General features: G+C 69.1%; 23 protein-coding genes. 11 read left to right on the plus strand and 12 right to left on the minus strand.

The annotated features are described in order from the left end of the window. Positions 1-19 precede the first annotated feature (19 nt). Both HII28_RS05290 and HII28_RS05295 read right to left on the minus strand, forming a co-directional pair. Positions 20-1,303, minus strand: a complete 1,284-nt coding sequence (locus HII28_RS05290) for an ATP phosphoribosyltransferase regulatory subunit (RefSeq protein WP_170024447.1) — start codon at positions 1,301-1,303, stop codon at positions 20-22. 128 nt (positions 1,304-1,431) lie between these two features. Further along, positions 1,432-2,055 carry a TetR/AcrR family transcriptional regulator gene (locus HII28_RS05295; RefSeq protein WP_170024448.1) on the minus strand — a complete coding sequence of 208 codons (624 nt, stop codon included), beginning with the start codon at positions 2,053-2,055 and terminating at the stop codon, positions 1,432-1,434. Positions 2,056-2,094: 39 nt separating this feature from the next. On the opposite strand from HII28_RS05295, the gene HII28_RS05300 reads away from it, so the two are divergent. Beyond that, positions 2,095-2,964 (plus strand): NAD(P)H-binding protein, encoded by an 870-nt coding sequence (locus HII28_RS05300; RefSeq protein WP_170024449.1) that lies wholly within the window; start codon positions 2,095-2,097, stop codon positions 2,962-2,964. Between the two features lie 52 nt (positions 2,965-3,016). Next, entirely contained in the window at positions 3,017-4,501 is a 1,485-nt protein-coding gene (locus tag HII28_RS05305; protein WP_170024450.1) for an MDR family MFS transporter, read from the plus strand. Positions 4,502-4,542: 41 nt separating this feature from the next. Here HII28_RS05305 and HII28_RS05310 read toward each other — a convergent pair whose 3' ends face one another. Continuing rightward, positions 4,543-5,223, minus strand: a complete 681-nt coding sequence (locus tag HII28_RS05310) for a MazG family protein (RefSeq protein WP_240977558.1) — start codon at positions 5,221-5,223, stop codon at positions 4,543-4,545. 176 nt (positions 5,224-5,399) lie between these two features. On the opposite strand from HII28_RS05310, the gene HII28_RS05315 reads away from it, so the two are divergent. Together HII28_RS05315 and nhaA are read left to right on the plus strand one after the other, a co-directional pair. Next, positions 5,400-5,756, plus strand: coding sequence for a VOC family protein (locus HII28_RS05315; protein ID WP_205864571.1), 357 nt, complete (start codon positions 5,400-5,402; stop codon positions 5,754-5,756). 116 nt (positions 5,757-5,872) lie between these two features. Further along, positions 5,873-7,027, plus strand: coding sequence for a Na+/H+ antiporter NhaA (nhaA, locus tag HII28_RS05320; RefSeq protein WP_170024452.1), 1,155 nt, complete (start codon positions 5,873-5,875; stop codon positions 7,025-7,027). A gap of 29 nt (positions 7,028-7,056) precedes the next feature. On the opposite strand, the gene HII28_RS05325 is transcribed toward nhaA, so the two are convergent. Beyond that, positions 7,057-7,575, minus strand: a complete 519-nt coding sequence (locus HII28_RS05325; RefSeq protein ID WP_170024453.1) for a DUF6069 family protein — start codon at positions 7,573-7,575, stop codon at positions 7,057-7,059. A gap of 98 nt (positions 7,576-7,673) precedes the next feature. Here HII28_RS05325 and HII28_RS05330 point away from each other — a divergent pair, with 98 nt between their 5' ends. The 7 genes from HII28_RS05330 (at position 7,674) to HII28_RS05360 (ending at position 13,238) form a co-directional block, all read left to right on the plus strand. Then, positions 7,674-8,348 carry a response regulator transcription factor gene (locus tag HII28_RS05330; protein WP_346769196.1) on the plus strand — a complete coding sequence of 225 codons (675 nt, stop codon included), beginning with the start codon at positions 7,674-7,676 and terminating at the stop codon, positions 8,346-8,348. Next, entirely contained in the window at positions 8,345-9,577 is a 1,233-nt protein-coding gene (locus tag HII28_RS20635) for a HAMP domain-containing sensor histidine kinase (protein WP_170024454.1), read from the plus strand. The genes HII28_RS05330 and HII28_RS20635 overlap by 4 nt, the downstream gene beginning before the upstream one ends. Positions 9,578-9,670: 93 nt before the next feature. After that, positions 9,671-10,030, plus strand: a complete 360-nt coding sequence (locus HII28_RS05340; RefSeq protein WP_170024455.1) for a hypothetical protein — start codon at positions 9,671-9,673, stop codon at positions 10,028-10,030. A 111-nt stretch (positions 10,031-10,141) separates the two neighbouring features. Further along, on the plus strand, positions 10,142-11,164 hold the full coding sequence (locus HII28_RS05345) for an FAD:protein FMN transferase (protein ID WP_170024456.1): 1,023 nt from the start codon (positions 10,142-10,144) through the stop codon (positions 11,162-11,164). Beyond that, the gene (locus HII28_RS05350) at positions 11,145-11,717 is read left to right on the plus strand and encodes a ferric reductase-like transmembrane domain-containing protein (RefSeq protein ID WP_346769197.1); all 573 of its coding nucleotides are present in this window, start codon (positions 11,145-11,147) and stop codon (positions 11,715-11,717) included. Before HII28_RS05345 ends, HII28_RS05350 begins: the two co-directional genes overlap by 20 nt. Continuing rightward, positions 11,714-12,970 (plus strand): NADH-ubiquinone oxidoreductase-F iron-sulfur binding region domain-containing protein, encoded by a 1,257-nt coding sequence (locus tag HII28_RS05355; RefSeq protein ID WP_240977243.1) that lies wholly within the window; start codon positions 11,714-11,716, stop codon positions 12,968-12,970. Before HII28_RS05350 ends, HII28_RS05355 begins: the two co-directional genes overlap by 4 nt. A gap of 10 nt (positions 12,971-12,980) precedes the next feature. Then, complete coding sequence (locus HII28_RS05360; protein ID WP_170024457.1) at positions 12,981-13,238, plus strand: ferredoxin; 258 nt, start codon at positions 12,981-12,983, stop codon at positions 13,236-13,238. A 53-nt stretch (positions 13,239-13,291) separates the two neighbouring features. On the opposite strand, the gene HII28_RS05365 is transcribed toward HII28_RS05360, so the two are convergent. From HII28_RS05365 to mfd, 8 genes are all read right to left on the minus strand, one after another. After that, positions 13,292-14,326 carry a CPBP family intramembrane glutamic endopeptidase gene (locus tag HII28_RS05365; protein ID WP_170024458.1) on the minus strand — a complete coding sequence of 345 codons (1,035 nt, stop codon included), beginning with the start codon at positions 14,324-14,326 and terminating at the stop codon, positions 13,292-13,294. Positions 14,327-14,423: 97 nt separating this feature from the next. Continuing rightward, a complete protein-coding gene (locus tag HII28_RS05370) occupies positions 14,424-15,539 on the minus strand; it encodes a DUF5808 domain-containing protein (RefSeq protein WP_170024459.1) in 1,116 nt (371 codons plus the stop codon). Continuing rightward, complete coding sequence (locus HII28_RS05375; protein WP_170024460.1) at positions 15,536-15,979, minus strand: GntR family transcriptional regulator; 444 nt, start codon at positions 15,977-15,979, stop codon at positions 15,536-15,538. The genes HII28_RS05370 and HII28_RS05375 overlap by 4 nt, the downstream gene beginning before the upstream one ends. Before the next feature lie 190 nt (positions 15,980-16,169). Beyond that, positions 16,170-17,135: an aldo/keto reductase gene (locus HII28_RS05380; protein ID WP_170024461.1), complete on the minus strand. Its 966-nt coding sequence runs from the start codon at positions 17,133-17,135 to the stop codon at positions 16,170-16,172. Positions 17,136-17,173: 38 nt separating this feature from the next. Further along, on the minus strand, positions 17,174-19,144 hold the full coding sequence (locus HII28_RS05385; RefSeq protein ID WP_346769198.1) for a gamma-glutamyltransferase: 1,971 nt from the start codon (positions 19,142-19,144) through the stop codon (positions 17,174-17,176). 52 nt (positions 19,145-19,196) lie between these two features. Further along, positions 19,197-20,174, minus strand: coding sequence for a phosphotransferase (locus tag HII28_RS05390; protein WP_170024463.1), 978 nt, complete (start codon positions 20,172-20,174; stop codon positions 19,197-19,199). Between the two features lie 94 nt (positions 20,175-20,268). Next, entirely contained in the window at positions 20,269-20,820 is a 552-nt protein-coding gene (locus HII28_RS05395; RefSeq protein WP_170024464.1) for an isochorismatase family protein, read from the minus strand. A gap of 69 nt (positions 20,821-20,889) precedes the next feature. Continuing rightward, positions 20,890-24,576 carry a transcription-repair coupling factor gene (mfd, locus tag HII28_RS05400; RefSeq protein WP_170024465.1) on the minus strand — a complete coding sequence of 1,229 codons (3,687 nt, stop codon included), beginning with the start codon at positions 24,574-24,576 and terminating at the stop codon, positions 20,890-20,892. Between the last annotated feature and the right edge of the window lie 49 nt (positions 24,577-24,625).

Genomic DNA, 24,625 nt, shown 5'->3' on the forward strand with positions numbered 1-24,625 from the left:
GCGGGCTCCACCGACACCGTCAGTTCAGGTCGCGGAACTGCAGCGTCGAGACGTCGGTGACGCCGGCGGCCACGGGAGCGAACCGGGTGTAGCCCGCCTCCGCGAGGCGCTCCAGCAGCGGTTTCAGGTTCTTCACGCGCTTCTCGACCCTCACCCGTGCGCCAGAGTCAACGAGTGCTGCCTTCAGGCGGAAGAGGGTCGTCGGCTCGACGTCGCGGTCGTAGACCAGCACCACCGCGTCGGCCGCCTGCTCCTCCGGAACGTCGACGAGGTCGACGATGCGCTCGAAGCCGAGAGAGAAGCCCACTGCAGGAACATCCGTGCCGAGGAAGCGGCCGATCATGCCGTCGTAGCGGCCGCCTCCGCCGAGGGAGTATCCGAATTCCGGGTGCTGGATCTCGAAGATCGCACCCGTGTAGTACCCCATCCCGCGCACCAGGTTGTGCGAGAACACCAGCGGGGTGCCAGGGGCCACGGCGGCGACGGCGTCACGGATCCCGTGGAGGCCTGCGTAGGCATCCATGTCGAGCCAGGCAGGCGGTGGCACCACTCCCCTGTCGAGGTTCCAGCCGTCGTCGGGAAAGCCCGACAGGCTTTCGGCGACCGCTGCGCTGTCGGCCTCGTCGACGAGGCCGAGGTCCACGAGCTCGGCGACGACGCCCTCGACGCCGATCTTGTCTTCTTTGTCGATCGTGATCATGGCCCGCTCGTAGTGGGCGTCGGCGACACCCCACGACGCGATCAGGCCGCGCAGGATGGCGCGGTGGTTGATGCGGATCGTGCACCCGGTGAGTCCGAGCGCCTCCAGGGCGGCGATCGTCGAGGTGATGAGCTCGATCTCGGCCACCATTCCCGGCTCGCCGATGATGTCGATGTCGCACTGCACGAACTGCCGGTAGCGACCCTTCTGCGGGCGCTCCGCGCGCCACACCGGTGCGATCTGGATCGCCTTGAAGACAGCGGGCAATGCCGCACGGTGGGTGGCGTAAAAGCGCGCGAGCGGGACCGTCAGATCGAACCGCAGACCGAGATCCGTGAGTCCTTCCAGGTCGCCGGCTGCCGCGAACTCGGCCACGGCATCCGCGCTGAGGCCGCGGCGCAGGATGCCGAACGCGAGCTTCTCGTTGTCGCCGCCGAGCCCGGAGTGCAGGCGCGAGGCATCCTCCATGACGGGCGTCTCGATCTCGTCGAAGCCCTGAGCCGCGTAGCTGGAGCGGATGACGCCCAACGCGTGCTCGCGGCGTGCCTTGTCGGCGGGGAGGAAGTCGCGCATGCCGCGGGGCGGATTCACCGTTTGAGCCATTCCTCCATTCTTCCAGGGCAGAAGGAGTGCCACTCCCCCGGGCGCGCCCGTCCCGGATGCATCGCGCGTGTTCTGCGGACAGCTCCCGGGCACCCGGCCCATACCCTCCGTTCAGCGGTGAAGGCGCCTCACGGACGCGGACGGAGTCCGTCGACTGCGATCTCGAGCGCGAACCCGGCGCGATCGGAGGGAAGGCGTCGCTGGGCCTCGATCACGCCCGCGAGGAGCGCGTGCAGGTCGGCGACCGTGAGATCGGCCCGCACCTCACCGGATGCCTTCCCCCGTTCGAGCAGCTCGCCGAGCGCCGTCGACAGCCTCGCGCCGGCGCGCGCTCCGTCATCGCCGAGCGCCGCACCGCCGAGTGCCGATGTGAGCACGAGGTTGTGTGCCGCCTCGAGGGTCAGATCGGCCACGAACGCGTAGAACGTCTCGCCAGGATCGTCGGATGCCGCGCACCGCTCCGCACGATCTGCCAGGCCGTCGAGACGGTCGGCGACCACGGCCGTGATCAGGGCTTCTTTCGTCGAGAAGTGCCTGTGCACAGTGCCGGCACCGACGCCGGCGCTGGCCGCGATCGTGTCGAGCGGAACGTCGGCGCCGTAGGCCGCGAAGGCCTCCTTCGCGGCCTGCAGCACACGCTCGCGGTTGCGCTTGGCGTCCGCGCGGAGCGGCCTCTCATCGACGGGTTTCGCGGTACCGATGACGACCTCCTTGTAAACGGGGCGCTCGCCCCGTATCTTTAACCGGGGCATTCGCCCCGTTTCAGCATCGTTTCCAGCATAGGAGGAATCATGACGATCGTGATCACCGGATCCACCGCGCCCTTCGGCCGTGGAGTCGTGGAGGCACTGGCGGAGCGGATCCCCGTCAGCGGTCTCGTCGCCGCGACGCGCGACCCCTCGCGTGCAGCCGTACTGAGCGGACGCGGAATCCGCGTGCAGCACGTGGATTTCGACGAACCGGACACGGCGGCGAGCGCCTTCGCGGGCGCCGACACGGTACTGATCAACGCCACGTTCTTCGGCGTTCCACCGGCGACCCGTGCACGGCGCGTCGCGGCCGCCATCGATGCGGCCGACCGTGCGGGCGTCGGTCGCGTCGTGCTCACCAGCTGGCCGGATCCGGAGAAGACGACGTCGCCGCTCGTGGCGGACTTCGCCGTCTCCGAGGGCGCGCTCCGCAAGCGCAGCGGCTCCTGGACCATCCTCAGGCTCGGCGTGGGCATCCCCGACGCACTCGCGCGGGACGTGAGCTGGGCACGGCGGGACGGCGAACTCGTCGCGCCGGCTGCGGACGCTCGATGCGCCGCGGCGGCGGCATCCGATCTGATCGAGGCGACAGCCGTCGTGCTGTCGCAGAACGGTCACGACGGGCAGTGCTACGAGCTGTCGGCCGCGCGCAGCCTGGACTGGACCCAACTGGCGGCGCTGGCATCGGAGCTGGAGGGCCGCGACATCCGGTACCGACGGGTCGAGCCGGACGCGTACGACCGATACCTGCGCGAACAAGGACTCGGCGACGACCTCGTCGAGGGTCTTCAGGGCCTGTACGCCGACTTCCGGAACGGATGGACGGGCACCCCGCACCGCATGCTGGCCGCGCTGCTCGGGCGGGAGCCGCTGGATCCGGTCGAGGCGGTGCGTCGTCGGGTTCCGGCGTGAGAATCGTCGTCCCTCGGGAATAGCGGAGACCGGGTCCGGATTGCATCCAGCGATGTCAGAGAACACGATTTCGCGCCGCAGCGTCGGGCTTCGTTCGGAGCGCGGTCCCATCCTCCTCTCCCTCATGCTCGCCACGGCGCTCGTCGCCCTCGACTCGACCATCATCGCGACGGCCTCGACATCGATCGCGCGCGAGCTCGGAAACTTCGCGCAGATCCCCTGGCTGTTCTCGATCTACGTGCTGGCCCAGGCGGTCTCGGTGCCGATCTACGGCCGACTCGCCGACTTCTTCGGGCGCAAGCACCTCATGCTGATCGGCATCGGTCTCTTCCTCGTCGGCTCGATCCTCGCCGGCTTCGCCTGGTCGATGCCCGTGCTCATCGCGTCGCGCGTCATCCAGGGCCTCGGCGCGGGTGCCGTGCTGCCGATGAGCATGACGATCGCCAGCGACATCTACACGCTGCAGGAGCGCGCCAAGACCCAGGGCTACCTGGCCAGCGTCTGGGGCATCTCCGCGGTCGTCGGTCCGACGCTCGGCGGCGTCTTCAGCGAGTTCGTCAGCTGGCGGTGGATCTTCTTCATCAACATCCCGCTGTCGCTGCTCGCCGCGTGGATGCTGTGGCGCAAGTTCGACGAGAAGCGCCGGCTCGACGACGGGACCGGGCGCGAGCGCAGCCGCCCGCGCATCGACTATCCGGGGGCAATCCTGCTCACGGTCGGTACGGCGCTCGTCATCCTCGGGCTGCTCGAGGGCGGGACGGCGTGGGCGTGGAACTCCGCAGCGTCGATCGCCATCTTCGCGGTCGGAGCCGCTGCGCTGGTGGCGTTCGTGTTCGTGGAGTTGAGGGCGGAGCATCCGATCCTGCCGCTCGGTGTGCTGAAGCGGCGCATCATCTGGAGCTCCACGCTCGCCTCGCTCATCATCGGCGCCGTCGTTCTCGGGCTCACGACCTACGTGCCGATCTACGCGCAGGACGTGCTCGGTACGAGCGCCCTGATCGCCGGATTCGCGGTGGCGGCCCTGACCGTCGGCTGGCCGTTGACGGCATCCATCGCCGGGCGCTTCTACCTGCGGATCGGATTCCGCTGGACAGCCGTGATCGGTTCGGCGATCGTCGTCGTGGGCACCGTACTGCTCACCACGCTCGGCGCAGGCACGAGCGTCTGGCTGGTCGCACTGTTCTGCTTCGTGATCGGCGCGGGCATGGGTCTCACGGCCGTGCCGACGTTGATCGGCGCGCAGAGCTCGGTCGACTGGCAGGAGCGCGGGCTCGTGACCGGAACGAACATGTTCGCCCGTTCGATCGGCTCGGCGGTCGGGGTCGCCGTGTTCGGCGCGATCGTGAACGCGAACGCGACGGTCGGGCCTGATGGCGCCCCGCACGGCCCGCAGCTCCAGGTGGCGACACACCTCGTGTTCCTCGCGATCGCCGTGATCGGCGTCGCGCTGTTCGCCGCCGTGCTGCTCATGCCAACGCGGCGTTCACTGCAGGTCGGCACGTCCACGACTCCAACGGAGACCGCGGCCGCACAGTGATCAGAGTGCGGTGCTCGGCCGAGCGCGACGAGTGCCGTGCCTCAGTCGTGACCGGACGAGGACTGCTCTGCAGCCCTGACCTCGTCCTCGAGCCCACGTATCGCGATGCGCAGCGCGCGCTCGGCGTCCAAGCCCCGCTCACGGGCCGACGCAACGATCGACAGCAGCAGGTCACCGAGGCCGCGTTCGTCACTCGGAACCGACGGCCCTTCGACCGCCTCAGCTCGCTCTGGGAGTTGGGAGCGCTGCGTTCGCTCAGCGAGCTCGGGTGCGGCCAGCGACCGCGGGACCACGCCGAGCCGCCCAGCACGGCCCAGCACCTTGTCCGCGAGCGCCAGGGCCGGCATCGAACGAGGAATGCCGTCGAGCACGCTGCGACGCATGGTCTTCTCGGCGGCCTTCGCCGCCGTCCAGAGCCGAAGGACCTCCTCCGGCGTCTCCGCGACCTCGTCGCCGAAGACGTGCGGATGACGGCGCACCATCTTCTCGGTGACGCGCTGCGCGACATCCTGAATGTCGAAGCGCTCGCCTGCCGTGCGCGATGCGATCTCCGAGTGGAACGCCACCTGCCACAGCACGTCGCCGAGCTCCTCGATGATCTCGTCGGTGGTGCCGGCCTCGATCGCCTCGACCAGCTCGTACGACTCCTCGATCAGGTACGGCACGAGCGTCTCGTGGGTCATCGTCTGCGACCAGACGCATTTGTCGAGGACGGATGCCATGGCATCCGCGAACAGGTCGAGTCGCGACCCGCCGCCCCCGGCTTCGCGCTCGTTCCGGTCGTCGCCACTCGCGTGATCGATCATCGCGCCTCCCGTCGTCGGATCTCATCGTGTCATGGGCGTCTGTTCCGTCATCGCCGCGATTGCGCTGTGCCGATACCCCCTAGGCTTGCGGGGTGACCAGCGTGCGTCGGATCGTCGTGTCGGTGTCGGACCTCGAACGATCGCTCGGCGTGTACGCCGGCGCCCTCGGGCTCTCCGTTGCGTGGTCGAACGACGAGGTGGCGACGCTCGACGCCGACGGCGTAGAGGTCATGTTGCACAGGCGGCAGCCGACCCCGGGCGACCACGGGATCGCGGCCACGTTCACGGTCGACGACGTCGACCAGGCCACGACAGCTGCGGTGACTGCCGGAGCGGAGATCGTGCACGGCCCGGATGACGAACCGTGGGGCGAGCGGCAGGCCGTGCTGCACGATCCCGACGGACACGTGATCTGTCTCGTGACACCGCTCGACCGCGCAGCGGTCTGACTCGAGCGGCCCGATAGACTCGCTGCTGGTGTGCCGGGAAGTCTGGTCGGCCCGCGGCTGCCGCCGCTCGTGACGAGCGGCCTGTCTCATCCGCGGTCGCGACGAGGGGTGCGCGCATGGGCCTGATCCGGTCCGAACGGGCGGCTGCCGGCATCCTGCTGGGCGCCGCCGCACTCGGGCTCGTGCTCGCGAACACCGCGGTGGGGCCCGCCCTGCAGCATCTGATGGAGATCCCGGTCGGTGTGTCTTCCTCAGGACTCGAGCTGAGCATCTCGCACTGGATCAGCGACGGACTTCTCGCCGTCTTCTTCTTCATTGTCGCCGTCGAGCTGCGCCACGAGCTCACGGTCGGTGAGCTGAGCTCGTGGCAGAAGGCTCTGCACCCGGCGATCGCCGCGGTCTGCGGTGTGATCGCTCCGGCGCTCGTGTACATCGCGTTCACCGCGGGAAGCGGCTACGAATCCGGCTGGCCCGTGCCGACGGCGACCGATATCGCTTTCGCGCTCGGCGTGCTCGCCGTGTTCGGACGCGGGCTGCCGCGGCGCATCAGGGTCTTCCTGCTCGCGCTCGCCGTGCTCGACGATCTGATCGCGATCATCATCATCGCCGTGCTCTTCACATCGAGCCCGAACCTGATCGACCTGGGCCTCGCGGCCCTCGCCGTCGCCGCCTTCGGACTTCTCAGCCGAATGCTGCACGGCAGGATGCGCGCACCCATCGCCGTTCTCATGGTGCTCGTCGCCCTCCTCTCCTGGGCGCTTGTGCACGACTCCGGCGTGCATCCGACGATCGCCGGCGTCGCGTTGGGACTCGTCATGTCTCGCGAACCGGCCAGGCGGGTCACGCACGTGCTGGAGCCATGGTCGAACGGCATCGTCCTGCCGCTCTTCGCGTTCTCGGCGGCGCTGGTCACCATCCCCAACGTGCCGCTCTCCGAGTTGTCCGCGTCGTTCTGGGGGATCCTCGTCGCGCTGCCCGTCGGCAAGTTCGTCGGCATCTCGATCGGCGGCTGGCTCGGCGGCAAGCTCGGACGCGATCGAGGGCCGTCGCTCAGCCTGTCGGGCGCCCTGGTGGTGGCATCCCTCGGCGGCATCGGGTTCACGGTGTCGCTGCTCATGAACGAACTCGCGTTTCGTTCCAGCGCCGAGGTGCGCGACGAGGGAGTGCTCGCGGTGCTGCTGGGCTCGGCTGTTTCCATCGTCGCCGGCGGGATCACGGTGGCTCTCGTGGCGCGACGGTACCGACGGCTGCATCCGCATCCGGCGCACTGAGGCGGGATGCGCCGGGCATGGACGCAGAATCAGGCCTCTTGCACCCGTGCACGCGAATCGCGCTGCGGTGCGATCAGCACAAGGGCGGGATACGTGACCACCGCGACGGCGACGTGCATCACGGCCAGCACGAAAACGCCGTCCGCCGCCTGGCCGAGGTGCCAGACCCACACGTCGGGCGCGAACGACACGACGGTGACGATGACCGTGAGCCAGAAGAACAGCCGTGCAGCATGGCCGGCTACGAGCGTCACGACGGGCCACGCGAGGCACGCAAGGAGCACGCCGACGACCGTGAGCTTCGCGTAGTCGGCGAACGCGAAATGGCCGTATCCCACGGTGGACGGGAAGACGGATTCGCCGGCGACCACCAGCAGGCGGCATGCGAGGAGCGAGCCGCCGATGGCGACCGCGGTAGCGATCAGGAACCGCCACCACGACGGCTGCCGGGTGCCGAGCGGCCAATCGATGCCCAGCCGCGTCAGTATCCGTGCTGCGCCACCATCTGCTCCGCGTGCGGTACCGCTCGCCGACTTCGTGCCCGACATGCACCCTCCGTTCCGTGGCCGCGGACGGCGGCCAGACGCGAGGGTACGGCGAGGTTCTCAGCACTTTATTGGAGCGTACGGCTTCCTATACTGCGAGCATGATGCAGGCGGACGCACCGCGGATCCTCGTCGTCGAAGACGACAGGAGACTCGCATCGATGCTCGCTGAGCTTCTGACGGCCGAGGGCTACGACGTCGCGCTCGCGCACGACGGGCAGCGCGCTCTGCACGAGGGCCTCACCCGAGAGTTCGACGTCATGCTGTTCGACCGGGGACTTCCTGTCATGGACGGCCTCGACGTGCTCGGTCGGCTCCGCTCGAGCGGCGTGGTGACACCCACCCTGGTGCTGTCCGCGCTCGGCAACCCCGCCGACCGTGTCGAGGGGCTCGACCGCGGCGCGGAGGACTACCTCGCCAAGCCGTTCGACATCGACGAGCTGCTGGCGCGGCTTCGCGTGCTGCGGCGGCGGCTGAATCCGAGCGTGCCCGTGCTCAGGATCCCGGGGGGCCGATTCGATCCGGATCGACGAGAGGTGACGACGGACTCCGGTGCCGTCGTGGTGCTGTCTGAGCGCGAGGGCGACCTGCTGGCGCTGCTGGCCAGACGTCCGCAGCAGATCTTCACCCGCGACGATCTGCTCGCCATCGTGTTCGCCGACGCCGACGAGACCGGGGTGGTCGACACGTACGTGCACTACGTGCGCAAGAAGCTCGGACGAGGGTGCATCCTCACGGTTCGCGGCATCGGTTACGGACTGGGGCGTGCGACGTGAGCAGCGCCGGACGCGGCAGCAGTGCGGAGGCGACCGAGCTGCGCCGAGCATCTCGTCGGCTGGCACTGCGCTTCGCCGCGCTCATGGTCGCGCTCATCGTGGTGGTGGGCGGGGTGGTGTTCATCGTGGTGATCGCCAGCCAGAACGAGTCCATCAGGCAGTCGCTCATCGACGCCGAGCATGTCGACTCCCCCAGGGATGCCGCGCCCGGCACGTACATCGCGATCGTCCAGGGCGACGGAACGCAGGTGTCGCCTAACGCGCCGGACGGCTTCCCCGACCAGGGCGCGATCGCCCAGGTGCAGCGCACCGGACAGGCCGTCGAGACGACGGGGTCGTTCGACGGCCGTCAGTACGCCGTGCGCACCGACAGCGACACCGGCAGGGTCGTGCAGGTCGCCGTCGACAAGCGGGAGAGCCAAGAGGAGTTGCAGCGGCTGGCCATTGCGTTCGGGGCTGCCGGTCTCGTCGCCGTGATCGCTGCAGGCTTCGCGGCGGCGTGGATGGCCAGGAGGGCGATGCGACCGATGGCTCAAGCGCTCGCCCTTCAGCGGCGCTTCGTGATGGATGCCTCGCACGAGCTCCGCACGCCCCTCACCTTGCTCAGCACGCGGGCGCAGATGCTCAGGCGACGCCTACCGACGGACGGATCCGATGCGCTGGCCACCGGCGTCGACGAGGTCGTCCAGGACGCCAAGTCGCTGACCGAGATCCTCGACGACCTGCTCATCGCGGCGGATCCTCGGGCGGTTGCGGAGAATGCCGACGTCGACCTCACCGCGCTCGCGGACGATGTCGTCGCAAGCGCTCGAGCGGAGGCCGCCGACCGCGGCATCACGATCACCAGGGCCGGAGCGGAATCCGCCGTGGTGGTCTCTGGCGCCCGTACTGCGCTGTCCCGGCTCATGGTCGCGATCGTCGCGAACGCGCTCGACCACGCCCGAGGCGCGATCACCGTCGATGTCACGGCGAGCGGTGCGGATGCCGTCATCCGCGTCGGCGACGACGGCCCCGGCTTCCCGGCAGACCTGCAGGAACACGCCTTCGACCGATTCGCCGGAACGCGCACCAGCACTTCTGCCCCCGAAGACGGATCGCGCCACTACGGTCTCGGTCTGGCTCTCGTCGCCGAGGTGGCCGCCCGGCACGGCGGCACGGTCGGCATCGACCGGTCGACGGCCGGCGGCGCCGAGGTGGTCGTGCGACTGCCCCTCATAGGAACGACATAGGCTCCTCGCTGACTGCTTCCAGCCCGAATAAGAAAGTTGGAAGATCGGCCGCCGAGAGTGGAGCGCAGACGCACCCTCTCGGAAGGAGCACCGATGAACGCCAGGAACCGCGGGACCCGTCTCGCCCGCGCCGTCACGGCCGTGATCGGCAGCGGGAGCGCCGCCATCGCCGTGATCGCCGGAGCGCTGCTGTGGCACAACACGGCCGAGGCCTCCACGAACAGCACCACCGGATCGCATAAGACGAGCTCGACGTCGACTTCGAGCTCGTCGAAGGACACGACGTCGACCTCGACGCCGTCTGCGACCTCGACGCCGTCGAGCACACCATCGGTCACTCCGTCTTCGGGCAGCTCATCGAGCACGGGCAGCAGCTCGTCATCCGCCGGAACCTCTCCGGTCACCTCTGGCGACTCGTCGGGGTCGTCGCAGGCCACTTCCTCGGGCTCCTGAGGCCCCGACGCGGTCGGTGCCGGCGACCGTCCGAGGATTGCCGGCACCGACGCGATCTGCACCGAAGTCCAATCCACCGATCACACGCCGCACGAGAAGGAGAGGCACCGCATGACCACCACGGGTACGACCACCGACGCACCGACTCGTATTGACTGGACCGTCTGGGGTCTCAAGGCTTCGCTGGTCGTGGATCACCCGGCCGCGCTGGACTCGGCCGAGCGCATCATGCGCGAGGTACTCGACGACGTGGATCGCGCGTGCAGCAGGTTCCGCGACGACTCCGAGCTGTCGCTGCTGCGCGGACGCCTGTCGACGGGCGCCGAGGTGTCGCCGATGCTCGCCACGCTCGTCGCGGCGGCCCTCGAAGCGGCCGAGCTGAGCGGCGGCGACGTCGACCCGACGCTCGGCAACGAGCTACACGCGCTGGGCTACGACACGGACTTCGCGCGAGTGTTGGGCGCCCGAGCACCGACTGCCGCAGGGGATATCGGCGGCGCAGGCACCGCGGCCGGCCCATCACGGGCGTCGGCCGCACCTGGAGTGTCCGTGCGCATGCTGCGACGCTCAGAGCCCGGCTGGACGCGCATCGCACTGGCGCACCGCCTGCTGACCGTACCGGACGACCTGGCACTCGACTTGGGAGCCAGCGCGAAAGCGGCCGCCGCCGACCTCGCCGCACGGCGCATCGCCGGTGGACTGGGCACCGCCGTGCTCGTCAGCCTCGGCGGCGACATCGCCACCGAAGGCGAGCCGCGCACCGGCGGATGGGATGTGCTGGTCCAGGACACGCCGCACGATCCGGCGCAGCACGTTCGCCTCGAGGGTGGCTGGGCGATGGCCACCTCCAGCACGCAGAAGCGGCGTTGGATGCTCGGTGGCCGCAGCATGCACCACATCCTCGACCCGAGGTCCGGTCTGCCGGCATCCGACGTGTGGCGGACAACGACGGTCGTGGCCAGCACCTGTCTCCGGGCCAACGCGTTGAGCACGGCCGCGGTCGTGCGCGGGCGAGGGGCCATCGGATGGCTCGCGCGGCAGGGAGCGCCCGCTCGCCTCGTGGACGACAGAGGCCGCATCCTCACGACCGACGGCTGGCCGCACGACGATGGCGGTGATCGCCGTGTTCGATGACGCGATGTGGGCGTTCGGACGGATCAGCGGGATCCTCGCCCTCGCCCTCTTCACCCTGACCGTGATCCTCGGGATCCTCACTCGCTCCGGACGCCCGCTCATCGGGATGCCGCGCTTCTCCGTGACGCTCGTGCATCGCAACGTTGCGCTGCTGGCATCCGCGTTCCTCGTGCTGCACGTCGGAACACTCATGTTCGACAGCTACGCCCACCTCAACCTTGCGGACGTGGTCGTTCCGTTCTTCGGATCGTTCAAGCCGTTCTGGCAGGGCCTTGGAACCGTCGCGTTCGACCTGGTCATCGCGATCGTGATCACCGGCCTGCTTCGGCGGGTGATCGGACAGCGCACCTTCCGCTTCGTGCACTGGTTCACCTACGCGATGTGGCCGATCGCCGTCGCCCATGCGATCGGAAACGGCACGAACGGCACCGACGCCTGGTTCCTCGCCGGATCTGCGATCGCGTGCCTGCTGGTCGCGGCGGCCGTGATCTGGCGGCTCACCGATCGATTCACGGAGACCGCCAGGGCACGACGAGAAGGACGGTTGTCATGAGTACGAACACCCTCTCGAATGAGCCGGCCATGGCATCCCGCACCTCGCCACAGGCAGTGCAACGCCTCTTCGCGGCCGGACCGCACGCCGACCATCGTGCGCATCTGGCCACCTACGGTCCGCAGGACCGCGGTGGTTCCGTCACGCTGTTCGGCGAGCTCGAGCGCTCCGGCCTGACCGGACGCGGCGGTGCGGGCTTCGCCGCATGGCGCAAGGTGCTGGCGACTGACGACGCACGTACGAGCCGCGCCATGGCGGGCAGACCCGTGGTCATCGCGAACGGTGCGGAAGGCGAGCCGCGCAGCCTCAAGGACAAGACGCTGCTCGAGCACGCTCCGCACCTCGTCATCGACGGACTCCTCGCAGCGGCCGCTGCCGTGCACGCCGGTTCGACCTACCTCTATGCGGCCTCGCGCAGCCTGGAGCCGATCGCGGCGGCCATCACCGAGCGGGAGGATGCCGACAGCATCGTCCTGCGCGAAGCTCCCGACACCTTCATCGCCGGCGAGGCGAGTGCGGTCGTCAACGGCATCGAGAACGGAATCGCTCTGCCGCAGGACCGCATCCGGCGCCTCAGCGACACCGGCCTGAAGCGCCGCCCGACGCTCGTGCACAACGCGGAGACGCTCGCCCACCTCGCACTCATCGCGCGCTACGGATCGGGATGGTTCCGAACCGCCGGCACCTCGCGCGATCCTGGCACACGACTGGTCACGGTCTCGGGCGATGTTCCGCAGCAACGTGTCATGGAGGTCCCTGGCGGCGCGGTCCTCGGCGATATGCTGCTCGCAGCCGGCGTCGACATCGCCGCAGTCGGCGCGGTCCTGGTCGGTGGATACCACGGCGCGTGGGTCCCTGCCGACGTGCTCGACGCACCGCTTTCCGCGGACGGCCTCGCCCCTCTGGGCGCCGCTCCGGGCGCCGGCGTGCTGCTCGTGCTCGGTCGTCGCCGATGCGGCCTTCGGGCAACGGCCGACATCGCCGGCTACCTCGCCGACCAGTCGGCCCGTCAGTGCGGACCGTGCATGTTCGGCCTGCCCGAGCTGGCCAGGATGCTCGGTGAGCTCGCCGCGGGGATCCGCGACAAGGATCTTCCCGCACGACTCCGCGCGCTCTCCGCAGACGTCGCAGGCCGCGGCTCATGTCATCACCCCGACGGCACCACACGGATGATCGCGAGCGCGCTCGGCGTGTTCCGCGACGACGTCCACGCCCACCTTGCCGGACGCTGCCTCGCGGCAGAGGGACGTTAGGAGGACCCCCATGCCAGCCATCGGCGGCGACCGACCGTCTGACGACGCCCGTCTGCACATCGACTGGACCCGCTGCGACGGTCGCGGCCTGTGCGCGGAGCTCCTCCCAGAGCTTCTCGATCGGGACGAATGGGGCTATCCGCTGCCCACGCAGACCCGCGACCGGTCGAACGTCTCCGTGCCATCCGACCTGGTCGATGCCGCGCGGAGCGCGACGCGGGTGTGCCCGTTGCTTGCGTTGCGGCTGCTCGAGCCCACCCGTCTGTAGAGATCGCCGTCGTTCTGGGCGAACACGACTGCACCTGAATCAGGGACGGCCGCTTACCGGCTCGTGACGGCGGCCGGCTGCGGCACGCGGCCGAGCCGAGGCTGCCTGCGGAACTGGCCGGTGAGCACGAGGACTACAGCGATCACGGCCATGACGATCCACGGGACGAGACCGAGCGGTCCGACGATGACGGGATCCGGCCGGGATCCGGCCGCCGCCAGCAGGGTGAGGATCCCGGCGGCGCCGTTGAACCCAGCGTGCGCGAACACCGAGGGCCAGACCGAGCCGCTGCGCAGGCGCAGCCAGCCGACCAGGATGCCGAGGAACAGGCATCCGCCCACCATCATCAGCAGCCCGAACAGGTTGGGCTGGGCGAAGTCGTAGCCGAGCAGGATGATCGGCGCGTGCCAGAGCCCCCACACGACTCCCGTCAGGATGAGCGCAGGCCAGGTGCCGAGCGGTCGCAGGCTCGGCAGCAGCCAGCCGCGCCAGCCGAGCTCCTCGCCTACCGTCGCGAGCGTGTTGAAGACCGACGCGAAGGGCAGCGAGACGAGCTGGATCAGCACCAGCAGTCCGATCGGCAGCGGGATCGCCTTGCCGTGCGCAGCAGCGGCGAGCAGCTCCCTGAACGCGGAGAAGTGCACGAGGTCGAGCTTCACGAGCCCCAGAGCCGCCGCCAGGAACACGCTCGCGACGACGACCAGGATGCTGCCGAGGAGCCCGACGACCGTGAGTCCGATCACGCGCTTGGCCGGGGTGAGCGGCCACACGCCCAGGTACTCCCTCAGCGGACGCGGTCGTGGCCGCTGCACGAAGAAGGCGACGATGAGCGCGGCAGCGGCCGGCGTGTACATCATGGCGACGATCAGGAAGATCGCCCCCGGCGTGTTCAGACCCTCGCCGCTCAGCCAGAGCGGCAGGCAGATGAGCCAGGCGAGCCCGAAGGCGATGACGACATAGGTGCCGACGGCGGGCCAGGGCACCCTCACGGGGAAGGGCGATGCGGATGCCTCGTCCGCATCGACAGGGGGCAGCGCGGCAGCGGACTCCGCCGTTCCCGATCGGGCTGCGTGTTCGTCGTACGTCATGGTTCCTCCTGGGCTGAGAGGGTTCCGCTGGAGCGGATTCTGATGCTGAAGGTGCGTCGACCGGCTCACCGACGACGCTGGATCGATGGACTCGCGATCAGCGCGGCGCCCGCGAGACCATGGCGAACACGATGATGCCGAGGAGGACGACGAGGAGCGCCACGCAGATGGCGATGCCCGCCGGATGCCCGAGGTTGATCGTCCAGCCGACGCCGAAGCGTCGCGGCACCATGATGGACGGGTCGTCGGGGTTCACGTAGAAGATGCCGGCCTTCCAGAAGCGGTCGTCGTCTGGCGCATCCGCTGCGGACTTCGACGCCGCCGGCTTCGGCACACCGCTGCGGATGATCCGGCCCCACCGCACGAGGAACAGCACCAGCACGAGCAGGATCAGCGCCAGCATCACCAGCGTTCCGGCCGACACCGCCCAGTGCGACTCCGGCAACAGCCAGGAGACGACCGAGATCCAGGCGAGCGTCAGGGTGATGACGAACATCAGCCGGCCGAGGAGCGCGGAAACGGCGGATCGGATGGCGCGCGCTCGCAGCACGTTCTGCTCCGCCTCGGCGGAGGGGAGCCCTCGCACCGGTACGACGCGATTCAGGAACGACAGGGCGAAGATTCCGCAGAGCACGATCCCGCCGATGATCAGCGGACCGAACACGGCCCAGATGCTCTTCTCCGCATAGCGGTCAGGCGCTCCGCCGGCTCCCCAGTGGACCGGAACCTGTGCCGGCAGCGAGTCGTAGACGCCGACGCCGATCGCTGCGGCGATCGCGAGCAGGAGGAGGGATGCGGCGAACCACCCGGCGGGAACCGGCGCGTGCACGGGGTCGACCGTCACCGATCCGACGAGCCGAACCTGGACGCCCTTGTACCACTGACCCTCGTGCTTCGCGCGGACGATGGCCTGCCTGGCGACGATGTACGCAACGGCAGTGCCCACGACGAAGAGCAGCGTGCTGACGATCGCGGCCGCAACCGGAGACACGAAGACCAGCGCCACGAGCACGACGACCGCGAGCAACCAGGCCGCGCCGATCATCCAGAAATAGCGGTGGCGAGCGGAGCGGATCACCGGCTCGTCCTGCCGTGCGACGGGCACGTTCACACCCATCGGCACCGTCGGCGGCATCATCGCCGGAAGCAGGAGCATGATCGCGGCGATGACGATCAAGGTCACGAGGATCGTGACGAAGACTGCGGCGTTCATCGGTTGTCGTTCTCTCCTGCTCCGGTGTCACCATTCGAGCGCCGATCGGCGAAGTCCGCGAGGATGCTCCCCGCCGCCGTCAGCACTGTGCCGTCCGTTTCGCCCTGCGCGACGGCCTCCGCGAGCACCGTCGTGAGGCGCGCCTCCCAGCCCGCCCGCGCGGCGGCATCCCACTCGGGTGCCGAACCGTCGTTCGTGTGCGGACCGCGCGCGATCACGGATCCTGCCGTGCGGTTCGTCCGCACGAGACCCTCGGCCCGCAGCAGGTCGTAACCCTTGCCGACCGTGGCGATGTTGATACCGAACTGTCCGGCAAGCTGACGCACGGGCGTGAGCTTGTCGCCGGGGCGCAGCCGCCCTGCTGCGATGCCCTCAACCACCCTGTCGCGCAGCTGCTGGTACAGCGGAACCTCGGAGATCGGGTCGATCTCGATCTGCATCACGCCTCCCTGTATCGCTTGTACTAGTAGTTATAACACAAGTGATACAAGCCGGCTTCGCCCGGATCCGTTTGCCGCCGGTGGGTCCGGATATGCAGGAGGACGAAGGGGTGGGGGTGTCGACGACAAGCGGACCGTGCCGGGGCGCGCGCTGGCCGCGTCGTGCGGACCGGCCCGTTCGCGCGTGGGGTCAGGCCGGGAACAGTGCCGAGATCTCTTCCGCCTCGTCGAGCGTCGGGGTCCATGCAGTAGCTGCATCCGCGTTCGAGGTGACCTGCTCGGCGGATGTCGCGCCGGCGATCACACTGGTCAGGCCGGGCTGCGCGAGCAGCCATCCGAACGTGGCCTGCAGCATCGAGATGTCGCGGACGTCGCAGAAGCGCTGGAAGGCATCCAGCGCATCCCACGGCGCCTCGTCGATGATGTGACGCCGCTGCCGCATGATACGGCTGTCGTCGGGACCGCCCGACCGCGAGAACTTGCCGGTGAAGAGTCCGTTGTGCAGCGGGAAGAACGGCAGGAACCCGAGTCCGTACGCGTTCACCGCAGGGAGGACCTCACGCTCGGCATCCCGACGTACGAGGTTGTACTCGTTCTGCGCTGAGATGAACCGCGGATGCCCGTGCAGCACCGCCTGATACTCCGCGTCGGCGATCTGCCACCCTGCGAAGTTCGAGTGCCCGATGTAGCGCACCTTGCCCTCGGAGATGAGGTCGTCGAGCACGCCGAGGGTCTCTTCGATGGGCGTCAGCGGGTCCGGACGATGCAGCTGGTACAGGTCGATCCAGTCGGTCTGGAGCCTGGTGAGGGATGCCTCGACCGCGCGCCGTACGTAGCGTCGCGAACCACGGGCGCCCCAGTCCGGACCGTTCGCGCCGCGCATGTCCATGCCGAACTTCGTCGCCAGCACGACGCGTTCGCGCTTGCCCTTCAGCGCAACGCCCATGAGCGTTTCGCTCAGTCCCGGCGTCTTGCCGTAGACATCTGCCGTGTCGAGGAACGTGACACCGGCCTCAACGGCGGCGTCCAGCACCGCGCTGGTCCCCTCCTGCGTCTCGGTGCGGGTGTCGGGACGCCCGAAGTTGTTGCAGCCGAGACCCACCGTCGAGACGACGAGGCCGGAGGGACCGAGAGTGCGGTATTCGATATCTGCCATGGGGACGACGCTAGCGAGCGGGGCGCCGCCGCGTGCACTCATCGTCCGGCCGCGTACCCCTGCACCCCCCGCGGGTTGGCCGCGGCCCACAGCTCGCGCGGCGTCGACATCCCCTGCGACGTCGTGCTGCCGACACCGCTCAGGCGTCCCAGGGTCCACCCTCCGGCGACCGTGATGCTGTGCCCGCGGCGCTCGAGTTCGGCGATCACGTCGGATCCGACGCGATCCTCCACGACCAGGCCCGCCGGCTCCCACACGCGCGGCCAAAAGCTTGAGACGTGGCTCGTGGTATGGAACGTGGGGGCATCGATCGCGGCCTGCGGATCCCAGCCGGCCACCAGCATCCGCAGCAGGGCAGGCAACTGCCACTGGTCCTGCTGGTCACCACCAGGCGTGCCGAGCGTGAGCACCCGCGTGCTGCCGTTGGGAGCGGATGCCGTCACCAGCGTCGCAGAGAGCGTCGTGCGCGGGCGGGCGTCCGGCCGCAACACAGCAGGGGACTCCGGATCCAGCCAGGCCATCTGCAGACGCGTGCCGAGGCAGAAGCCCAGCTCCGGAATCGTCGGCGAGGACTGCAGCCATCCACCGGACGGCGTGACCGTGACGACATTGCCGAAGCGGTCGGCCACGTCGAGGTGGCAGGTATCGCCGCGCGTCTGACCGTGACGGTCGACGGTCGGCTCACCGACTCCGGCCGGCAGGTCGTTTCGTGACGCGGCCGTGGCAGCGCTCTCGGCCGTTCCGGCTGCGACATCGCCCGCCTCGTCGGCGTAAGCGCCGTCAGAGCACTCGTCGTCGCCGGAGTCGTCGTCGACCTCCGCGAGCCCGTCCTTGCCGATGCCGGCCCCGACGGCCGGCAGGTACGGAGTGCGACCATCCGGCGACCCGGGGCGGAGCTCTGCGCTCGCCTCATCGCCGATGAGCGCCGCACGTGCCTCCGCGTATTCCGGGGACAGCAACGCAGCGAGCGGAACGTCGGCGAATCGCGGATCCGCATACCAGGCATCCCGGTCGGCCAGCGCGAGCTTCTGCGCCTCGGCGATGACGTGGATGCCGAACGCGGTCGACGGATCCAGGTGCTCGTCGGCGAGCCCGTGGAGGCGACCGTATGCATCCAGGATGGCGAGGGTCTGCAGCAGGACGGGACCCTGCCCCCACGGCCCGGTCTTATGCAGAGCGAACCCGTGGAACTCTATGCTGACCGGCGCCTCGTCGCCCGCCTCGAAGGCCGTCAGGTCGGCTGCCGTGAGCACGCCGGCGTGGTCGTGGCCGTCGCTGTGGCGATGCGGCGTGCGCACGAAGCGCTCGATCGCGTGCGCGACGAATCCGGTCTTCCAGGCCTCACTGGCGGCGGCGATCCGCTCGGCCCGCGTCGCCCGGCCCTCCCCCGCATCGATTAGCCGGCGGAGCACTGCGGCGTACGTCGGGTTGACCATGAGCTCGCCCGGTTTCGGCGCATTGCCCTCCGCATCGAGCCAGAGCGCCGCAGAGGTCTGCCAGTGATCCAGGAAGTGCGTGCGGATTCGCTCGATCGTCGTGACGACGTTCTGGTGCACCGGATGCCCGTGCTCGGCGTATCCGATCGCGTACGCCAGCACGTCTCCGAGTTCCCACGTTCCGTGCTTGGCCAAGAGCCACAGCCACGCCTCGACCGACCCGGGAACGGCTGCCGCGAGGGCGCCGGCACCCGGGACATCCGTCAGCCCTTCGACGTCGCGGTAGCGCTCCAGCGTCGCGGCGGCCGGAGCCGGCCCTTGACCCATCAGCACGCGGACGTCGCCGTCTGCCGGACGGAACAGGCCGGCGAGGTCGCCGCCCGGACCGTTCAGGTGCGGCTCGACGACGTGCAGCACGAAGCCGGCGGCGACGGCGGCATCGAAGGCGTTTCCCCCGCGCTCGAGCACCGACTGTGCGCTGGCGGTGGCGATCCAATGGGTCGAAGCCGCCACGCCGAACGTGCCGCGAAGCGTGGGACGGGTCGTGAAAGCGGGAGCGGGGGCGAAGGTCACGGTGTCAACGGTAGCGATGGTGCACAAGGCTCGGAGCGGAGGGACGGCTCGATCAGAGCGCTTCCGCCCAGCCGAACGGATCCTCGCCGGCCGGGATGGCCAGGATCCCGCGCCACAGCACAACGGCATCCAGCCAGCGCCGTTCGTCCGCGGTAAGCGGTTGCACGGACTGATACCCAGCGAGGAACACGTCGCGGACCTCGCGCGGCGTCGGCCGCCACTGCGTGAACCGCGTTCCGAGCAGCACGAGCGAGTTCGCGATGTCGTTGATGCGATGGTCGAGCGAGACCTCGTCGAAGTCGAGCACGGCGACGACCTCTGATCCAGCGGTGAGGATGTTGCCCGACCGGTAGTCCCCGTGGACCAGCTGCTGCGGCACCCCGATCGGGCGCAGGGACTCGAGGTCGACGCGCAGCCGAGCCGACGCATCCGGTGCTCGGCCGGCATCGTCTTCGTCGAGCCAGCGCGTCATGCGAGCACGCAGGTCGGCGGGCGGTGCGGTCTCGCCGTTGCGCTGCGGGTTGTGGTCGAGTCGATCGTCCGGACAGGCCGCGAGCGCGCGATGCAAACGCGCGAGCACGGCGCCCGCGTTGCCGACCGCTTCGTCGTCGACGACGTCGAGGTGGTCGGCCTCCACGCTCCTCTGCACGGCCATCGACAACTGCACGCCGCGTGGTCGCACGACGACGCGCGACTCTCCGTTGACGGATGCCACTTGCGGCACCACCGGCAGTCCCGCGTCGTGCAGGCGGCCGACCAGATCGCTCACCGCCGAGAACCTCGGGAAGAGCGGAGACGCGTGCGACCACTTGACCACGAGATGCTGATTCGCTGTACGCACCCAGGCGATCGCGTTGTGGGCGCTGATCAGGATGCGGTCGCACGCCACAACGTCGAGCGCCCACGATCGCGCGAGTTCCTCGCCGAGCCAGGAGACGGCATCCTCATACCGCTCGAACCCGAATCGCTCCCGTAGCGCGTTCCGCGGATCGGTCTGCTCCCAGAGCATCGACAGTCCGGAGGGAAACACCGCACGAGCCTATCGTCGGCGTGGAGACGGCCGGGCGCTGCAGCCGCCCCACCGTGCAGCGCCGGGCAGCACCGCAGCCGACCGATACGGCGCCTCAGCCGAAGTCCACGTCCGCGGTGTCGACCACCTCGGCGGTGCGCCTCGGCCCCTCGTGCTCCGTCCAGAAGAAGTTCACGAGACCGATCATCACGGCGGGCGGCGGAGCGCCCCACTCGCTGAGGTCTTCTGTCGTGTGCGCGTCGCCGACCAGAGTGACGTCGTATCCGCGGGTGAATGCGCCGTGGATGGTCGCGCGGATGCACTGGTCGGACTGCGCTCCGGCCACCACGATCCGACCGACGCCGAGATCGGCGAGCGCGGATTCCAGTGTCGTCTCGTCGAAGGCATCCGGGTAGCGCTTGGGGATCACCCGCTCGCCATCGTCCCGATTCAGGTCGGGCACGAACTGCCACGCCTCGCTGCCGAGCGGCACGTGTTCGTCCGAATGCTGGAACCACACCACGGGAACGTCGGCTGCTCGCGCCCGGTCGACGAGAGCACGGATGTTCTCCACCACCTCGTCACGTCTGTACGCGTTGCCGATCACGCCGTTCTGCACGTCGAGCACCAGCAAAGCCGTCGCCTCGCGACCTTCGAGCGTTGTCATGATGGCCCTCCTTGTCGGGCGCCAACGTACCGGGTGGCACCGACACCGCAGTCCGGCACGCGCTTCGGCTCAGGAGGCCGCAGCGCCCCTGGCCCGCGACGCCCCCTTCGCCGACCCGGCATCCTCCTCGACGCTCGTCTCCGGCTCGGGCAGAGGGAAGATCGCATCCAGCAGCGAGCGCACCCAAGCGATCAGCTCCGCGTCGGGCAGCGACTCGCCGTCCTTGACCGGAAGCGGCACGAGCGCCACCTTCTGCGCCGCGATGAGTCGCGACTTCGGATACATGCGCTGCAGGCGCACCTGGATCGAGTCGGGCAGCTCCGCCGGGGCGACCCGCAGGTTGGATCCCATGGCCACGACATCCGAGAGTCCGGCCTGCTGCGCACGCCGACGCAGCCGTGACACCGTGATGAGGTTGGTCACGGCCTCCGGCGGCTCGCCGTAGCGGTCGGTGAGTTCCTCGAGCACGAGGTCGATGGCATCCGCCTTCGCATTGGGGCCGGATGCCGCCGACAGCTTCTGATACGCCTCCAGCCGCAACCGCTCGGAGTCCACGTACTCCTCGGGGATGTGCGCATCGACCGGCAGTTCGAGCCGCAACTCCGTCTGACCCTCGGCGACCTCACCGCGGAAGGTTCCGACAGCCTCGCCGATCATGCGCAGGTACAGGTCGAACCCGACCCCCGCGATGTGGCCGGACTGCTCACCGCCGAGCAGATTCCCGGCGCCGCGGATCTCGAGGTCCTTGAGCGCCACCTGCATGCCGGAGCCCAGCTCGTTGTTGGCCGCGATGGTGGAGAGCCGATCGTGGGCGGTCTCGGAAAGCGGCTTGTCGGCATCCCAGAGGAAGTAGGCGTACGCGCGCTCTCGACCTCGCCCCACCCGGCCGCGCAGCTGGTGCAGCTGCGACAAGCCGTACTTGTCCGAGCGGTCGATGATGATCGTGTTCGCGTTGGCGATGTCGAGGCCGGTCTCGATGATCGTCGTGCAGACGAGCACGTCGAACTTGCGCTCCCAGAAGTCGACGACCATCTGCTCCAGCACGTGCTCGTTCATCTGGCCGTGGGCAACGGCGATGCGGGCTTCCGGCACGAGCTCGGCCAGTTGCGCCGCGACCCGTTGGATGCTGGACACCCGGTTGTGCACGAAGAACACCTGGCCCTCGCGCAGCAGCTCGCGCCTGATGGCCGCTGCGACCTGCTTCTCGGAGTACGGACCAACGAAGGTGAGGATCGGATGCCTGTCCTCTGGCGGTGTCGCGAGCGTTGACATCTCGCGAATGCCGGTGACCGCCATCTCGAGGGTGCGCGGAATGGGCGTCGCGCTCATCGCGAGCACGTCGACGTTCGTCTTGAGCTTCTTCAGCGCGTCCTTGTGCTCGACGCCGAAGCGCTGCTCCTCGTCGATGATGACGAGGCCAAGATCCTTCATCGAGAGGCCTTTCGCCAGCAGACGGTGCGTGCCGATCACCACGTCGACGGTGCCGTCGGCCAGGCCGTCCATGACCTCTTTCGCTTCGCGGTCCGTCTGAAAACGGCTCAACTGCCTGAGGTGCACCGGGAACCCGGCGAACCGCTCCTGGAATGTCTCGAAATGCTGCCTGACCAGCAATGTCGTCGGCACGAGCAGAAGCACCTGCTTGCCGTCCTGCACGGCCTTGAACGCCGCCCGAACGGCGATCTCCGTCTTGCCGAATCCCACGTCACCCGAGATCAGCCGGTCCATCGGGATGGGCCGCTCCATGTCGGCCTTCACCTCGTCGATGGTCTGCAGCTGGTCGGGCGTTTCCACGAACGGGAACGCCTCCTCCAGCTCGTGCTGCCACGGCGTATCAGGTCCGAACGCGTGCCCCTTCGACGCCATTCGCGCCGAGTACAGCTTCACCAGCTCGACGGCGATGTCGCGTACAGCCTTGCGGGCACGGCCCTTCGCCTGCGCCCAGTCGCTGCCGCCCATCTTCGAGAGCTGCGGCGCCTCACCGCCCACGTACCTGCTGAGCAGGTCGAGCTGGTCGGTCGGCACGTAGAGCTTGTCACCGGGGTATCCGCGCTTCGACGGTGCGTACTCCAGCACGAGGTACTCGCGCTTCGACTTCACAGCATTGCGGCCGCCCGATGACACCTCGCGCTGCACCAGCTCGACGAACTTGCCGATGCCGTGCGTCTCGTGCACGACGAAGTCGCCCGGCTTCAGCTGCAGCGGATCCACCACGTTCTTGCGCCGCACGCCGAGCTTCTTCACCTGGCGTGAGTCGTAGCCGATGGTGCGGCCGTAGAACTCGGTCTCACCGATCAGGGCGAGCTTCGCCTCCGGCACCTCGAAGCCCTGCTCGACGGATGCCGCAAGCACGTATGCCACGCCGGCCTCGGCATCCGCAGGGTAGGAGTCCACCTGCCGGGCGGCGAGTCCGCTCTCGGAAAGCACGTCGACGGCGCGCTCCACCAAGCCGTGTCCTGCGGCGACGATGGCGACGCGCCATCCGTCGGACAGCCGCTGCGCGACGTGCGAGATCGCGCCGTCCACGTTGCCGGCGAAACTCGGCACAGCGGATGCGTTGATCCGTACATAGTCGCCGGCGGACTCCACAAGGTCCTCGACGGACTGCTCCCCGATCGGGACGATCGGCTCGGCTCCGCCGGTGTCGAAGCTGGAGAAGGTCCACCACGGATGATCCGGCGCGGACTCCCCCGGACGGCTCAGCTGGGCGGCGTCGCGGAGCTGTCGCAGCGTGATGAAGTCGCCGGATGCGAGGTCGATCGGCGCGGCCGCACCGACGGTCGCCGCGCTCCAGGCGGCCTCGAGGAACTCCCGGTTGGTCTCGGCGAGGCTCACGGCACGCGCAGACACGCGCTCCGGGGACATGACGGCGACGGCCGCACCGTCCGGAAGGTAATCCGTGAGGGGCACGAGGCGGTCCACGAGCGCGGGCGCCAGGGACTCCATCCCCTCCACCGGGATGCCCTCCGCCACCTTCGTCAGCAGCTGCTCCAGCCCTGGGAACTCGTGTGCCATCTCGGCGGCGCGCTGACGCACGGTATCCGTGAGCAGCAGTTCGCGCGCGGGCGCGAGCTCGACCTGCGGCACGTCGTGCGGGAGCGAGCGCTGGTCGGCGACCGAGAACGCCCGGATCTGCTCCACCTCGTCGCCGAAGAAGTCGACGCGCATCGGATGCTCCGCCGTCGGCGGGAACACGTCGAGGATGCCACCGCGCACGGCGAACTCCCCGCGACGGGTGACCATGTCGACACGCGCGTACGCGAGGTCCACGAGGCGGGAGGAGATCCCTGTGAGGTCGTGTCCGCGGCTCCCCTCCACCAGAACGACCGGTTCCAGCAGGTCGAGACCGGCGGCGAGCGGCTGCAGGGCGGCGCGCACGGATGCGACGACGATCAGCGGATGCCCGGCATCCGGCGTCCACGTCCCCAGCCTTCGGAGGGCGGCCAGGCGGCGTCCGACGATCTCCGGGCTCGGGCTCAGCCGCTCGTGCGGCAGCGTCTCCCACGCGGGGAACTCGACGACCTCTGCGTCGGGCGCGACGGATGCCAGTGCCAGCCGCAACGACTCCGACTCGCGTCCCGTCGCCGTGACGACGAGCAGCACCTGCTTGTCGGACGGACGCGCCCGCAGCAGTGCGGATGCGAGCGGCATCCTCAGCCCCGCCGTGACCGAGAAGTCCGCATCGCGTCGGGCGTAGTCAACAGCGTCGGCGAACGTCTGGGCGCGCGAAAGCGCCTCGGTCAAGCCCTCGAGGATCACTGGATCAAGTGTACGGACTGGGTGCGACAGTTCATGGGCCGCCGGTAGT

Origin of the sequence: Planctomonas sp. JC2975 (assembly GCF_012985205.1) — a bacterium.
Taxonomy (GTDB): Bacteria; Actinomycetota; Actinomycetes; order Actinomycetales; family Microbacteriaceae; genus Humibacter.

Bases quoted from the DNA above. Each gene is read 5' to 3' on its own strand.
- HII28_RS05290 (WP_170024447.1), bottom strand. From the start codon at position 1,303: ATGGCTCAAACGGTGAATCCGCCCCGCGGCATGCGCGACTTCCTCCCC.
- HII28_RS05295 (WP_170024448.1), bottom strand. From the start codon at position 2,055: ATGCCCCGGTTAAAGATACGGGGCGAGCGCCCCGTTTACAAGGAGGTC.
- HII28_RS05300 (WP_170024449.1), top strand. From the start codon at position 2,095: ATGACGATCGTGATCACCGGATCCACCGCGCCCTTCGGCCGTGGAGTC.
- HII28_RS05305 (WP_170024450.1), top strand. From the start codon at position 3,017: ATGTCAGAGAACACGATTTCGCGCCGCAGCGTCGGGCTTCGTTCGGAG.
- HII28_RS05310 (WP_240977558.1), bottom strand. From the start codon at position 5,223: ATGGCATCCGTCCTCGACAAATGCGTCTGGTCGCAGACGATGACCCAC.
- nhaA (WP_170024452.1), top strand. From the start codon at position 5,873: ATGGGCCTGATCCGGTCCGAACGGGCGGCTGCCGGCATCCTGCTGGGC.
- HII28_RS05325 (WP_170024453.1), bottom strand. From the start codon at position 7,575: ATGTCGGGCACGAAGTCGGCGAGCGGTACCGCACGCGGAGCAGATGGT.
- HII28_RS05330 (WP_346769196.1), top strand. From the start codon at position 7,674: ATGATGCAGGCGGACGCACCGCGGATCCTCGTCGTCGAAGACGACAGG.
- HII28_RS05340 (WP_170024455.1), top strand. From the start codon at position 9,671: ATGAACGCCAGGAACCGCGGGACCCGTCTCGCCCGCGCCGTCACGGCC.
- HII28_RS05345 (WP_170024456.1), top strand. From the start codon at position 10,142: ATGACCACCACGGGTACGACCACCGACGCACCGACTCGTATTGACTGG.
- HII28_RS05355 (WP_240977243.1), top strand. From the start codon at position 11,714: ATGAGTACGAACACCCTCTCGAATGAGCCGGCCATGGCATCCCGCACC.
- HII28_RS05360 (WP_170024457.1), top strand. From the start codon at position 12,981: ATGCCAGCCATCGGCGGCGACCGACCGTCTGACGACGCCCGTCTGCAC.
- HII28_RS05365 (WP_170024458.1), bottom strand. From the start codon at position 14,326: ATGACGTACGACGAACACGCAGCCCGATCGGGAACGGCGGAGTCCGCT.
- HII28_RS05370 (WP_170024459.1), bottom strand. From the start codon at position 15,539: ATGAACGCCGCAGTCTTCGTCACGATCCTCGTGACCTTGATCGTCATC.
- HII28_RS05375 (WP_170024460.1), bottom strand. From the start codon at position 15,979: ATGCAGATCGAGATCGACCCGATCTCCGAGGTTCCGCTGTACCAGCAG.
- HII28_RS05380 (WP_170024461.1), bottom strand. From the start codon at position 17,135: ATGGCAGATATCGAATACCGCACTCTCGGTCCCTCCGGCCTCGTCGTC.
- HII28_RS05395 (WP_170024464.1), bottom strand. From the start codon at position 20,820: ATGACAACGCTCGAAGGTCGCGAGGCGACGGCTTTGCTGGTGCTCGAC.